Origin of the sequence: Micropruina sp., assembly GCF_047602385.1 — a bacterium.
GTDB lineage: Bacteria > Actinomycetota > Actinomycetes > Propionibacteriales > Propionibacteriaceae > Micropruina.
Genome location: NZ_JASGHL010000003.1, coordinates 545,532 through 558,214, shown reverse-complemented (window position 1 = coordinate 558,214; position 12,683 = coordinate 545,532). Strand labels below are relative to the sequence as shown.

The window sequence follows — 12,683 nt, the reverse complement described above, 5'->3', positions numbered from 1 at the left end:
TCGGTTGAGTGCAGACATTTCGTGTAGGTGACCGCGGACCGCCTGCTCCCCTGGCCGAGGAAGTCAGCGCGCGAGCCGGCGGCCGATCTCGGCGCCCACCTCGGTCAGCATGGTGGCGGGGTCGGTGAAGCACCGGACGGGGTCGACGTCGGCAAGCGCGTAGCCGGCGGCGAAGCCGGCAGCCCCGAGCTGTTCCGCGGTCAGGGTGCAGCGCCCGCTCACCGCGATCACCGGGACGCCGTGCCTAGCGGCGAGCCGTCCGACACCGAGCGGGGTCTTGCCACCCAGACTCTGCTCGTCCAGGCTGCCCTCGCCGGTGATCACCAGATCCGCACCGTCCAACTGGGCCTCCAGGCCGACCAGGCCGAGCACCACGTCGACGCCGGGACGCGGCTCGGCGCCGAGCACGGTCATCGCGGCATACCCGACCCCACCGGCAGCACCCGCCCCGGCTCGGACGGCTCCGGTCCGGGCGGGCTCGCCGAGATCCTGCGCCAGCACGTCGACCAGCCGGGCCAGGTTGGCGTCCAACGCGGCCACGTCGCCGGGACGCGCGCCCTTCTGCGGTCCGAACACCGCCGCTGCACCACGGGGTCCGTTCAGCGGGTTGTCGACATCGCAGGCGACCACGAAGCGAGTCTGGGCGATCCTCGGGTCGAGACCGCTCAGGTCGACCCGGGCCAGAGACGCCAACCCGCCACCGCCGGGCGGGATCGGCGTGCCGCCGGCGTCCAGGAACCGAGCGCCGAGCGCGCTGAGCAGGCCGGCACCCCCGTCGGTGCAGGCGCTGCCACCGATGCCGAGCACGACCGTGCTGCTGCCGGCGTCCAGCGCCGCCCGAATGAGTTCACCGGTGCCGCGGCTGCCGGCCGCCAGCGGATCGGTGCGCCGGGCCCCGGACGAGTCAGCCGGGATCAGGGCAAGTCCGCTTGCCAGCGCAAGTTCCACCAGGGCAGCCGGCTCGTCGGCGAGCGTGCCGAGACCGAACGATGCCGTCCGCGCTTCTCCGAGCGGACCCGTCACCGGCTCGACGCGAGGCTGCCAGCCGTTGGCCAGGGCCGCGGCCAGGGTTCCCTCGCCGCCGTCCGCAACCGGACAGCAGCGAATGTCGAGATCGGCGCGGACCGCACGCAGTCCGGACGCCACTGCCTCGGCCACATCGGCGGCTTCCAGGGTGCCGCGGAATTTGTCCGGCGCGATCACCACCCGCACGTCAGGCGTCCCGCCGGTCAGCGCAACTCGGGTTCGGCCGGACGGGCCGGCGGCGCGATCTCCTTGGGCTTCCGCGGCTGACCGAGGGCGTAGCCGCCGAGCAGTCCGGCGAGCAGCGCCAGCGCGGCGCCGCCGATCATCAGCCCGACCGGATTGGTGAAGGCCATGCTGCGGTTGGCCGACAAGGCGATGAACTGCTTCCAGACCTCCAGGCCGCCGTAGGACAGCACACCGATCGCGCCGACCAGGGCGACGCCGGCGGCAATCAGCAGGACGCGGGCCAGGAGCTTCATGACGGAATCCTATGCCCGAAATATGATGTGAATCTGGGCACCGAGTTCCGTGCCCAGATTCACATCATCGTGACGACCCCGCTCGACGCCGCCGGGGCGATCCGGTAGAACCGCGGGTATGGACGCCGCAACTGCCCGCTGGCTGGTCGGTCCGGCGGCAGCGACGGAACTCGCCGCCGCGGCCACCGAGCCCGACCCCGGCTCGCTGGCAGCCGCGGAACGACTGCGCCGGCGGCTGCCGCCCGAGCGGGCGTCCGTGGTGAGCGCCCAGCTCGCGCTGCGGCGCCGCGCCCGGGCGAAGTTCGGTGACCGGGCGGAGCGGATGTTCTTCACCGCCGACGGCCTGGAGCAGGCCACCCGGCCACGAGTGGCGGCCTGGCGAGCCGCCCGGCTGCGGTCGTCCGGGGTCCGTGCGGTGGTCGACCTCGGCTGTGGGCTGGGTGCGGACGCGCTGGCCTGCCTGGACGCGGGCCTGGCGGTGGCCGCCGTCGAGGCTGACGAGGTGACCGCGATCCTGGCTGGTGCCAATCTCGGCATCGAGGTCGAGGTCGGCGATGCCGTCGAGTTGCTGCCGCCGCCGGACCCGGCGACCGCGGTGTTCTGCGACCCGGCCCGGCGGACGTCCTCGGCGCGCAGCTGGCGGGTCGAGGACCTCAGCCCGCCCTGGTCGTTCGTGGAATCGCTGCTCGCCGAGCGGATCGCCTGCGTCAAGCTCGGGCCGGGCCTGCCGCACGCGCTGATCCCGGACGGCGTGGCCGCCACCTGGGTCAGCGACGGTGGCGATCTGGTGGAACTGTCGCTCTGGTCGGGGGACTGGACGCCGGGACGCAGCGCGGTGCTGTTGCCCGCGGGGCAGGTGCTGGCGGACGCCGGCAAGCCGGCCGCGCCGGCCGGGTTCGCTCGTCCGGAGGCGGGAGCGGTGCTGTACGAGCCCGATCCGGCGGTGATCCGGGCCGGCCTGGTCGACGGTCTCGCTGCCACCCTCGATGCCGTCCGGCTGCAACCCGGGCTCGCCTACCTGATCGCCGTCGACTACCGTCCGACCCCGTTCGCCACCGCCTTCGAGGTGCTCGACGTGCTGGACGCCGGCGAGAAGACGCTGCGTGCCTGGGTCCGTCGTGAGGGCATCGGGACCTTGGAGATCAAGAAGCGCGGCGTGGACGTCGACCCCGCGGTGCTGCGGCGTCGGCTCAAGCCGTCCGGACGGGCCAGCGCAACCCTGCTGCTCAGCCCCACCGTGGACGGCGTCCGCGCCCTCGTCGTCCGCCGCCTCCCACCGCTCGCCGGGGAATAGTTGGGGAGCGCGAGCGGCAAATGGCTAAGCGAGCGCTGACCGGGAAGGTAGGGGCGAACACGGCGGCGGGACGGCCGGTGTCAGCCGATGCTGAACACCTTGCCGCGGCGGGCGTAGTCGATCGACTCGGGGTCCAGGTAGTCGATCGCGGTGAGGACCAGCGGGGCCAGCTCGCGTTCCAGAGTCTGCGAGCGGAACAGGACGCCGATGGTCACCTCGTGCTCGGGGCGGAAGATCACCTCGACCGGGTCGCCGCGGCGCAGCACCCCTGGACGCAGTACCGACAAGTAGGCACCCGGCCGGGCCGCCCGGGTGAAGGTCTTGAGCCAGCCGCGCTCGTCGATCCACGTCCGGAAGGTGTTGCACGGAATCCGCGGGCAGGTGACCTGCACCTCGACGGCGTCCGGGCCGGTACCGATCCGCCACCGCTCGCCGATCAGGGCTCCGGTGACGTCCAGGCCGACGGTGGTCAGGTTCTCACCGAAGCTGCCGTCCGGGAACCGCCGTCCGACCAGCTCGCCGAGAGCGTCCAGGTCCTCCCGGGCGCAGGCGTACACCGCTTGGCGGTCACCGCCATGGTGCCGGCCACTGCCGATGAAATCACCGGCGAGTCCGCCCCGCGACTCCGGAGAAAGCCTCCGGGTGACCTCGCGTGGGCCCGGCGCCGCCACCGCTGCCGAGAGCACCGGACGTTTGTCGATGCCCGTCCGGTTGGCCGGCTTGCCGCGATCCGCCGCGGCGTGTCCGAGGTTCACCGAGAGCAGCGCGGCACTCATCGCGGCGTCCGGACCAGATACTCGGCATCGTCGTCGTTCCGGGGCCGGACGGCGATCGCCCAGCCGTGCGGGGGCACCGTCTCGGCGCAGCCCTCACTGGCGAGCAGCAACGCGCCCTCGGGCATCGGCCCGACACCGTCGGAGATGTTCAGCCCCAGCTCGATCACCTCGTCCGGTCCGGCGACCACGACCACCACCGACTCGTTGGTGAGATCGCGGGTGGTCACCACCGCGTCCACCACCCAGGCATGCTGACGGCGCAGGCCGATCAGCGTCCGGTACAACTCGAAGGTGTCGGCGCCGAACGGCAACAATCCGTCGGGGGTCGCCGGGAACGGTGGCCGGACGGCATCGTCGCCGCCCGCCTGGTCGAGTTTGACACCCTCGAAGCGATGTTCGTCGCCGGCGTAGATGGACGGCACCCCGGGCAGCATGGTGAGCAGCACGGCGGCATGGGCCACGTGCCGGCGGTCGTCCAGTTTGGACGAGATCCGGGTCACATCGTGGTTGGAGATGAAGATCTGCGGGCGGAACCGGGCGCAGAACCGGCGGTGCCGCTGCAGCCCCCAGTCCAGGTTCCACAGGTTGCCCTGGTTCATCGACTGCCAGATCGCGTGCCACAACTCGTACTGGGTCACCGAATCGAGCCCCGATTCGGCGACGAACTCGTCCTTGTCGCCGTGGATCACCTCGCCCAGCAGCCAGCAGTCCGGGTGGGCGGCCTTCACCCGCTCGACGATCGGACGCCACGCCGCCGCGCCCGGCGCGTAGGCGGCGTCCAGCCGCCACCCGTCGATGCCGCGGTCCAGCCAGTGGCACATGATGTCGACGACGAAGTCCTGGACGGCCGGGTTGCCGAAATCGAGTTCGACCAGCGGCTCGTGACCCTCGAAGACCCGGGGGTGGCCGTCCACCCAGCGCAGCCAGTCGCCGTCCGGGGTGCCCGGGCCGGCGGCCAGCGCCCGCTGCACCACCGGGTGCTCGCGGCCCAAGTGGTTGAACACGCCGTCCAGCAGGACGCGGATGCCGCGCTCCTTCGCCTTCCACATCAGTTCACCGAAGTCGCCGTCGTCGCCCAGCCGGGCATCGATGGCGTAGTGGTCGAGGGTGTCGTACCCGTGGGTCGCGGAGGCGAAGATCGGGTTCAGCAGCATGCCGTTGCAGCCCAGGTCGATCAGGTAGTCCAGCCAGTTGGTCAGCTGCCCGAGCCGGTGCCGCACCTGGTGGACGGCGGTGTCCTCAGCGTTGACGAAGCCCAGTGGGTAGCAGTGCCACCAGATGACGTGTGCCGTCCAGTCCATCGGTCTCCTCGGTCTCGCCGGCCCGAGTCTATCGATCCGCCTCCGGCGTCCAGTCCCGGAAGACCACCCCGACGGTGGTCGCGTCCAGGACGGCGAACTCGCGGGCGCCGTACTCCCGGCGGACGATCCCGCCGCCGGTGGGGTAGGTGGGATGCAGCAGGTCCGGACGCCGGGTCGAGATGTCCGCGTAGACGGTGTCGATGTCCTCGGTCTCGATGGCCAGCTCCGGGCGGTCCTTGGCGGCGAACACGGCGTCCTGCACCAGGTAGAGCTTGCAGCCGTCGCGCGCCACGACGACGAAGTCGCCGTCGTCGTGCAGCACCTCGAAGCCGAGCCCGTCGACGAACAGGTCACGGCCGATCGCCAGGTCGGCGTAGAACACCTTGGGAATCAAGGTGCGGAACAGCGCGGTCATCGCCACTCCACCAGGCCGACCAGGTTCCCCTCGCTGTCCCGGACGAACGCCTGCCACTCGGCGGTGCCGGCCGGGCCGAGGGCGTCGTCGGTGTGGCTGAAGATCTGATGCGGTGCCGACACGACCTCGAAACCCGCCGCCTCCAGCCGGGCCACCTCGGCGGCGACATCGTCCACCCGCAGGTAGAGCAACGCCGAGGGAGCGTTGGCATCGAGCAGCAGCCGGGCTCCGTCCAGATCGAAGAACAGCAGCCCCGGCGGATCGAACCGCGCCGCGGGCGGGCGGCCTAGAAGCGACGCGTAGAACTCGGCGGCGCGATCGAGGTCGCTGGCATGCTGGGCCACCTGGATGAGCTTCATCCCCACACCTCCGTTGGTCGCTCCTACTGTAGGCGGGACCGCGGGTCGACGATCGGAGTGCTCCCGTTGCGCTGGCCCCGGGGTGGTCGTTAGGTGGATGCGGTCCGGCCGGGGAGTCATCCGCTGTCAGCATGGAGCCATGCAACGTCGAGTATCAGCACACGTGACCGGGCTAGTTGCGGGACCAGCCGAGTTGCTGCTGTCCATCGCGGTCGCCGACGGCCCGGCGCGCACCGAGCAGCTGTCCATCACCCTGGACGGTGTCGAACTGGTCACCGAGGAGGTCGCCGCCCCGCATGGCGGACGGCTCCATCTGGTCAGCGGGGTCCCCTCGGGCGAGCTGGTCGTGGACTATGCGGCGAGTGTGGACGGCATCGCGCCGGTCGAGGTGCCGGGTGCGCTGGACCGGATCGAGTACGCCCGGCCCAGCCGCTACTGCGACTCGGACAAGCTGATGCCGGTGGCCCAGGCCGAGTTCGGTGGGCTGGCCGGAAAGGCGCTGCTGGACGCGGTCTCCAGCTGGGTCGGGGCTCACCTGAGCTACGTGCCCGGCTCGTCCAAGCCGATCGACGGCGCGGTGGACACCTACCTGTCCAGGCAGGGCGTGTGCCGCGACTATGCCCACCTGGTGATCGCGCTGCTGCGCGGCCTGAACGTGCCTGCCCGGTTGGCCGCCGTCTACGCGCCCGGCCTCGATCCGATGGACTTCCATGCCGTCGCCGAGGCCTATGTGGACGGCGAGTGGTGGGTGGTGGACGCAACCGCGCTGGCGCCGCGTCCCAGCCTGCTGCGGATCGCGACCGGCCGCGACGCCGCCGACACCGCCTTCCTGACCACGCTGTCCGGGTCGTTGTCGCTGACCGGGATCGAGGTCGGCGCCACCGTCGATGACCTGCCCGGCGACGACCTCACCCTGCTCACCGCGCTGCGCTGAACCGGCCCGGATCGAGCCGCCCGGCGGTGACCAGATGCCCGTGAGCCAGCCAACCGCGGTGTTGCTCTATGACGCCGACTGCGGCTTCTGCACGGCCAGCGCGTACTGGCTGAGGCGACGCCGGCTGGCGGTGGCCGTCGAGCCGCTGCAGGACGCCGACCTGGCCGCGCTAGGGGTCGATCCGGACCGGGCGGCGCGGGAGATTCCGCTGGTGGAGCGTGCTGCTCCCGGGTACCGGGTGAGCTACGGCCACCGGGCCATCGCAGGCGCGCTGACCACCGGCTCGTTTCCTTGGCGCCTGGCCGGGTGGCTGCTGCTGCATCCGCCGGTCTGCTGGCCGGCCGCGGCGGTCTACGCGCTCCTCGCCCGGCATCGGCACCGGCTGCCCGGAGGGTCCCAGGCCTGCCGGATCGACCGCGAGCGGCCGGCGCCCCGCCGCGATCACCGGTGATCTCCGGCGCCGACACCACTAGATTGGCGCCATGACCGCCGAGCCTGAGGAAGCCGTCCACGCCGACCACGACGAGGTGCTGTCCGAGCCGACCTTCGACGCCCAGCGCTACCCGGCGCGTCCGGCCAAGCTGCGGCCGGCGGCCCGCCGCCGCAAGGACATGTTGAAGGCGATGGGGCCGCCGCCGTTCGAGCCGGACGGCCGGAACAGGGCCTACGTGGAATGGCTGGTCAATCAGTCGATGCTGGGCGATTCGATCACCATGGCCCGCCAGTTGGCCGGCCTGCACACGATGTGGAGCAACCCCTACGCAGACCCCGACCCCCGGGCCGCGGTCGACAAGACCTCGGTCTGGTTCACCGCCTATCCGCTCTCGCTGGTGACCGCCCCCGGCCAGTCGTTCCTGGGCACGATCGGCGACGAAGAGCTGTGGCGGATGTTCCAGCAGATCGGCATCGAAGGCGTCCACACCGGCCCGGTAAAGCTGGCCGGCGGGATTTCGGGCTGGAAACTCACCCCGAGCGTGGACGGCCACTTCGACCGGATCAGCATGGCGATCGACCCGCTGTTCGGCACCGAGGACGAGTTCCGGGCGATGTGCGAGGTGGCGACCCGGCACGGCGGCACGGTGATCGACGACATCGTCCCCGGTCACACCGGCAAGGGGGCCGACTTCCGGCTGGCGGAGCTGAATTACCGCGACTACCCGGGCATCTACCACATGGTGGACATCCCCGCGGACGCCTGGCATCTGCTGCCCGACGTCCCGCCCGGCAAGGACTCGGTCAACCTCTCCCCGTCCCACGAGCGCGCGCTCGCCGAGGCCGGCTACATCATCGGCGAACTGCAGCGGGTGATCTTCTACGAACCCGGCCTGAAAGAGACCAACTGGTCGGCCACCCCACCCATCCACGACCACACCGGTGTGGTGCGACGCTGGGTCTACCTGCACTACTTCAAGGACGGCCAGCCGTCGATCAACTGGCTGGACCCCACCTTCGCCGGGATGCGGCTGGTGATGGGCGACGCGCTGCACTCGCTGCTCGATCTGGGTTCCGGCGGCCTGCGGCTGGACGCCAACGGCTTCCTCGGGGTGGAGAAGAACGCCGGCGGTCCAGCCTGGTCCGAGGGTCACCCCTTGTCGCAGGCGGCTAACCAGCTGATCGGTTCGATGGTCCGCAAGGTCGGCGGGTTCACCTTCCAGGAGCTGAACCTCGGCATCGACGACATCGCCGAAACCGCCCAGGCCGGTCCCGATCTGTCCTACGACTTCGTCACCCGGCCCGCCTACCACGTCGCGCTGGCGACCGGGGACACCGAGTTCCTCCGGATCACCCTGCGCGAGGCGATCGCTGCCGGGATCGACCAGGCCTCCCTGGTGCACGCCCTGCAGAACCACGACGAGCTCACCTATGAGCTGGTGCACTTCGCCGGCCGCCATGCCGCCGACCACTACACGCTCGGCGGCGTCGACTACACCGGCGCCGACCTGGCCGAGCACATCCGCGAGACGCTCCGGCAGCGGATCACCGGCGCGGCCGCGCCGTACAACGCGTTGTTCACCCAGAACGGGATCGCCTCGACCACCGCGTCGGTGATCACCGCCAGCCTCGGCATCACCGACCTGGACGCCATCACCGCCGAACAGGTCGAGCAGATCAAGGACGCCCACCTGCTGCTGTGCATGTACAACGCCTGGCAGCCCGGCGTCTTCGCGCTCTCCGGCTGGGATCTGGTCGGCGCGCTGCCGTTGCCGCGGGACGCGGTGTCGGGACTTATCTCGACGGGCGACACCCGGTGGATCGAACGCGGTGCCTACGACCTGATGGGCCTGGCTCGCGACGGCGCGACCTCCGGCATGCCGCCGGCCCGGGCGCTCTACGGGCCGCTGCCGCAGCAGCTGCAGGATCCGGGTTCGTTCGCGTCCCGGCTGGCGTCGATCCTGGAGGTCCGCAAGCAGCACGGCCTGTCCACCGGGACGCTGCGCGATGTCCCCGACGTGCCGCACAAAGAGATGCTGATCCTGGTCAACCGGCTCTACATCGGAGCGGCGCAGATCACCGTGCTCAACTTCGGCCCCGAGCCGATCGAGGGACGCGTCCAGTCCGACCAGATCCCGGCCGGACGGGTGTTCGACCTGAGCACCCGGCGCAAGATCGCCGACGTGGACGGCCTGGGCGGCTTCACCGTCACCCTGCCGCCGTTCGGCGGGGTGGCCACCCTGGTCAAGGAGGACTGAGCCACTCTGAACCCCTCGCCGAACTATTGAGGGCTCGCCGAACTCGGCGAGTCCTCAATAGTTCGGCGAGCGGTCGGGGAGGGGCGCGACCTGGATCCGGCCCTACACTTCTAGTGTGACTGACCAGAATTCCGTGACGTGTGCGTACCTGGCCGATCCGGCCGTCGTCGAGATCGCTGCCGCCCTGCCGTCCGAGGTGGCGGAGGCCTTCCTGCTGGTGGCCGGCCACGCTGCCGCCGAGCAGCCGGACGCCGACCTGCGGGCCGCCCGCGCCCACCTGCGGGTCGCGGTGACCCGACCCATGGTGTTCCGGGTGCGCCCGGGAAGCGCGCTGCGGGTGAGCCTGTTGCTGGCCGGCCACCTGCGCGGCCGTCCGGCTGGCTGGGCCCGCGAGGCGATGGCTGGCCTGGTGGCGTCCGCGACCACGCGACCCGGCGCCGAGGGACGTCGGGCGCTGATCGCGGCGGCTGCGGCCCTCGAGCGCGGGCTGGCCGAGTCGGCGGGGACGGCCGGGGCAGCAGCCTGACCCGGTGGCGGTAGCCTGACCGCCATGGACGATCACGGGCCCTCAGCCCGGCTTCGTCCAACGGATCGTGTGCCGGAAGAACAGCCGGCGCCGGAATGCCGCACCCGGCAGCAGGTCGTGGGCGATCCGCTTCAGTTCCCCGAGACTCGCCGTGGCGTCCCGCACCGGAACTGGAGGACGCGGACCGACGCCGGCGGCGCGCCGTGGGTGCTTGATGAATCCCACCACCGGGTTGAGCAGCAGCGAGGACATCTCCCACGCCAGATCGACCGGCGTCGTTGGGGGTGCAAGGCCTACAACCAGCAGACGACCGCCCGGTGCCAATAGCCGCGCCACCTGACGCAGGGCGTCCGGGGCGTCGAGGTGGTGCAGCACGGCGACCATGGTGATCAGGTCGTAGTGGCCGTCCAGGTCGGCGAGCTGGGCACCGTCGACGACGACGTTCGGCAGCCGAGCACAGCGTTGCCGAGCCGCCTCGCGCATAGCGGCGTCCACGTCCGTGCCGTGAGCCGCGGTGAACCGGACGGCCAGTTCGGCCAGCAGCTTGCCCCGTCCGCAGCCGATGTCGAGTGCACGCTCGCGCCGCTCGGGGAGGTTGCGGAGGAGCCAGGGGTGCAGCCGCTCATTGTGGTTCCACGGATGCGCCGCGTTGAAGGCGTTCAGACCGGTGAGTACCCGCTCGATCGGCTTCGTCGTCCCCGAGGGTTCCATCGAGGCAGTCTGCCGGGTGTCGCGGCGGAGCGTTGGCAGGACACGTCGTTGGCACTCGGGTTGAACGAGTGCTAAGCCCGCGATAGATTCGCAGTTAGCACTCTCACCTCGAGAGTGCGAACGGCCGCCGGCGGCACCCGCGACGACGCCCCGGCTGAAATCCGACAAGCAACGGGCTGCGTGCCCAGCACAAGAAAGGGTTTTGACGTGGCAGTCACGATCAAGCCGCTCGAGGACCGCATCCTCGTCCAGCCGCTCGAGGCCGAGAAGACCACCGCCTCGGGCCTGGTCATCCCCGACACCGCCAAGGAGAAGCCGCAGGAGGGCAAGGTCGTTGCGACCGGCCCCGGCCGCATCGACGACAACGGCAACCGCGTTCCGCTCGACGTCGCCGAGGGTGACGTCGTGATCTTCTCCAAGTACGGCGGCACCGAGGTCAAGTACGACGGCCAGGAGTACCTGCTCCTGAACGCCCGCGACATCCTCGCCATCGTCTCCAAGTAAGGAATCCGCAGACCATGCCCAAGATCCTTCAGTTCGACGAGGAGGCGCGGCGTTCCCTGGAGCGCGGTGTCGACATCCTCGCCAACACCGTGAAGGTGACGCTCGGCCCCAAGGGCCGCTACGTGGTGCTCGACAAGAAGTGGGGCGCTCCGACCATCACCAACGACGGTGTCACCGTCGCCAAAGAGGTCGAGCTCACCGATCCTTACGAGAACCTCGGCGCCCAGCTGGCCAAAGAAGTCGCCACCAAGACCAACGACGTGGCCGGTGACGGCACCACCACCGCCACCGTGCTGGCCCAGGCGCTGGTCCACGAGGGCCTGCGCGCGGTCGCGTCCGGGGCCAACCCGGTCGGCCTGAAGCGTGGCATCGAGGCGGCCGTCGAGGCCGTCAGCGATCGCCTGCGTGAGCTGGCCCGCGAGGTCGACGACACCGACGACATGGCCAACGTGGCCACCATCTCGGCGCGCGACGCCGAGATCGGCCGGCTCATCGCCGACGCCTTCGACAAGGTCGGCAAGGACGGCGTGATCACCGTCGACGAGTCGCAGACCTTCGGCACCGAGCTCGAGTTCACCGAGGGCATGCAGTTCGACAAGGGCTACCTGTCCCCGTACTTCGTGACCGACCCGGAGCGGATGGAGGCCGTCCTCGACGATCCCTACATCCTGATCAACCAGGGCAAGATCTCCTCGATGAACGACCTGCTCCCGCTGCTGGAGAAGGTCATCGGCGCCGGCGGCACCCTGTTCGTGGTGGCCGAGGACGTCGACGGCGAGGCGCTGTCCACGCTGGTCGTGAACAAGATCCGCGGCACCTTCACCTCGGTGGCCGTCAAGGCTCCGGCCTTCGGCGATCGCCGCAAGGCCATGCTCGAGGACATCGCGATCCTCACCGGCGGCAAGGTGGTTGCTCCCGAGGTCGGCCTCAAGCTCGACCAGGTCGGGCTGGATGTGCTGGGCCGGGCTCGCCGCATCGTGGTCACCAAGGACAACACCACGATCGTCGACGGCGCCGGTGCGCACGAGGAGGTTTCGGGACGGGTGGCTCAGCTGCACGCCGAGATCGCCCGCACCGATTCGGACTGGGACCGCGAGAAGCTGCAGGAGCGGGTCGCCAAGCTCGCCGGCGGCGTCTGCGTGATCAAGGTTGGCGCCGCCACCGAGGTGGAGCTCAAGGAGAAGAAGCACCGCATCGAGGACGCCGTCTCGGCGACCCGCGCGGCCATTGAGGAGGGCATCGTCGCCGGTGGCGGCTCCGCCCTCATCCATGCCGCCAAGGTGCTGGACGGCGGACTGGGCAAGTCCGGCGACGAGGCGACGGGCGTCAGCATCGTCGCGAAAGCCGTCGTCGAGCCGCTGCGCTGGATCGCTGAGAACGGCGGCGAGCCGGGCTACGTGATCGTCTCCAAGGTGGCCGAGTTGCAGCCCGGTCAGGGCTACAACGCCGCCACCGGCGAGTACGGCGACCTGCTCAGCGCCGGCGTGATCGACCCGGTCAAGGTCACCCGCTCCGCGCTGGCCAACGCCGCATCGATCGCCGCCCTGCTGCTCACCACCGAGACCCTGGTGGTGGAGAAGCCCGAAGAGGACGAGGGCGACGGGCACAAGCACTGAGCCCAGCTTCGGCTGATTCGCACGATTCCCCCGCACCGGTTCGCCGGTAGCG

Annotated in this window: 14 protein-coding genes; 7 read left to right on the top strand and 7 right to left on the bottom strand. The window is 70.6% G+C overall.

The features are described from left to right. Positions 1–63: 63 nt before the first annotated feature. Together QM711_RS12150 and QM711_RS12145 are read right to left on the bottom strand one after the other, a co-directional pair. Positions 64–1,203, bottom strand: coding sequence for a glycerate kinase (locus tag QM711_RS12150; RefSeq protein WP_415099664.1), 1,140 nt, complete (start codon positions 1,201–1,203; stop codon positions 64–66). Positions 1,204–1,229: 26 nt separating this feature from the next. After that, positions 1,230–1,505, bottom strand: a complete 276-nt coding sequence (locus tag QM711_RS12145; protein WP_415099662.1) for a hypothetical protein — start codon at positions 1,503–1,505, stop codon at positions 1,230–1,232. 118 nt (positions 1,506–1,623) lie between these two features. Between QM711_RS12145 and QM711_RS12140 the strand changes: the two genes are divergently transcribed. Then, positions 1,624–2,799 (top strand): THUMP-like domain-containing protein, encoded by a 1,176-nt coding sequence (locus tag QM711_RS12140; protein ID WP_415099661.1) that lies wholly within the window; start codon positions 1,624–1,626, stop codon positions 2,797–2,799. Positions 2,800–2,879: 80 nt separating this feature from the next. Here the strand turns inward: QM711_RS12140 and QM711_RS12135 are convergent, their stop codons facing one another. Genes QM711_RS12135 through QM711_RS12120 form a run of 4 tightly spaced genes read right to left on the bottom strand, consistent with a single transcriptional unit; the run spans position 2,880 to position 5,650 of the window. Continuing rightward, a complete protein-coding gene (locus QM711_RS12135; protein ID WP_415099659.1) occupies positions 2,880–3,575 on the bottom strand; it encodes an MOSC domain-containing protein in 696 nt (231 codons plus the stop codon). Then, positions 3,572–4,876, bottom strand: a complete 1,305-nt coding sequence (locus QM711_RS12130; protein ID WP_415099658.1) for an alpha-amylase family glycosyl hydrolase — start codon at positions 4,874–4,876, stop codon at positions 3,572–3,574. Before QM711_RS12130 ends, QM711_RS12135 begins: the two co-directional genes overlap by 4 nt. Before the next feature lie 28 nt (positions 4,877–4,904). Continuing rightward, positions 4,905–5,291: a hypothetical protein gene (locus tag QM711_RS12125; protein ID WP_415099656.1), complete on the bottom strand. Its 387-nt coding sequence runs from the start codon at positions 5,289–5,291 to the stop codon at positions 4,905–4,907. Then, positions 5,288–5,650, bottom strand: a complete 363-nt coding sequence (locus QM711_RS12120) for a VOC family protein (RefSeq protein ID WP_415099654.1) — start codon at positions 5,648–5,650, stop codon at positions 5,288–5,290. The genes QM711_RS12125 and QM711_RS12120 overlap by 4 nt, the downstream gene beginning before the upstream one ends. Positions 5,651–5,813: 163 nt before the next feature. Here QM711_RS12120 and QM711_RS12115 point away from each other — a divergent pair, with 163 nt between their 5' ends. The 4 genes from QM711_RS12115 to QM711_RS12100 all read left to right on the top strand — a co-directional run bounded on the left by QM711_RS12115 (position 5,814) and on the right by QM711_RS12100 (position 9,800). Further along, on the top strand, positions 5,814–6,584 hold the full coding sequence (locus QM711_RS12115; protein ID WP_415099652.1) for a transglutaminase-like domain-containing protein: 771 nt from the start codon (positions 5,814–5,816) through the stop codon (positions 6,582–6,584). A gap of 40 nt (positions 6,585–6,624) precedes the next feature. Continuing rightward, positions 6,625–7,035, top strand: a complete 411-nt coding sequence (locus QM711_RS12110) for a thiol-disulfide oxidoreductase DCC family protein (RefSeq protein ID WP_415099650.1) — start codon at positions 6,625–6,627, stop codon at positions 7,033–7,035. Between the two features lie 31 nt (positions 7,036–7,066). Beyond that, positions 7,067–9,274, top strand: coding sequence for a maltose alpha-D-glucosyltransferase (treS, locus tag QM711_RS12105; RefSeq protein WP_415099648.1), 2,208 nt, complete (start codon positions 7,067–7,069; stop codon positions 9,272–9,274). 115 nt (positions 9,275–9,389) lie between these two features. Continuing rightward, positions 9,390–9,800 (top strand): hypothetical protein, encoded by a 411-nt coding sequence (locus tag QM711_RS12100; protein ID WP_415099646.1) that lies wholly within the window; start codon positions 9,390–9,392, stop codon positions 9,798–9,800. Between the two features lie 42 nt (positions 9,801–9,842). Here the strand turns inward: QM711_RS12100 and QM711_RS12095 are convergent, their stop codons facing one another. Further along, positions 9,843–10,511: a class I SAM-dependent methyltransferase gene (locus tag QM711_RS12095; protein ID WP_415099644.1), complete on the bottom strand. Its 669-nt coding sequence runs from the start codon at positions 10,509–10,511 to the stop codon at positions 9,843–9,845. 207 nt (positions 10,512–10,718) lie between these two features. On the opposite strand from QM711_RS12095, the gene groES reads away from it, so the two are divergent. Next, positions 10,719–11,015: a co-chaperone GroES gene (gene groES, locus QM711_RS12090; protein WP_415099642.1), complete on the top strand. Its 297-nt coding sequence runs from the start codon at positions 10,719–10,721 to the stop codon at positions 11,013–11,015. Positions 11,016–11,029: 14 nt separating this feature from the next. Next, a complete protein-coding gene (groL, locus tag QM711_RS12085; protein ID WP_415099640.1) occupies positions 11,030–12,631 on the top strand; it encodes a chaperonin GroEL in 1,602 nt (533 codons plus the stop codon). The last annotated feature ends 52 nt before the right edge of the window (positions 12,632–12,683 follow it).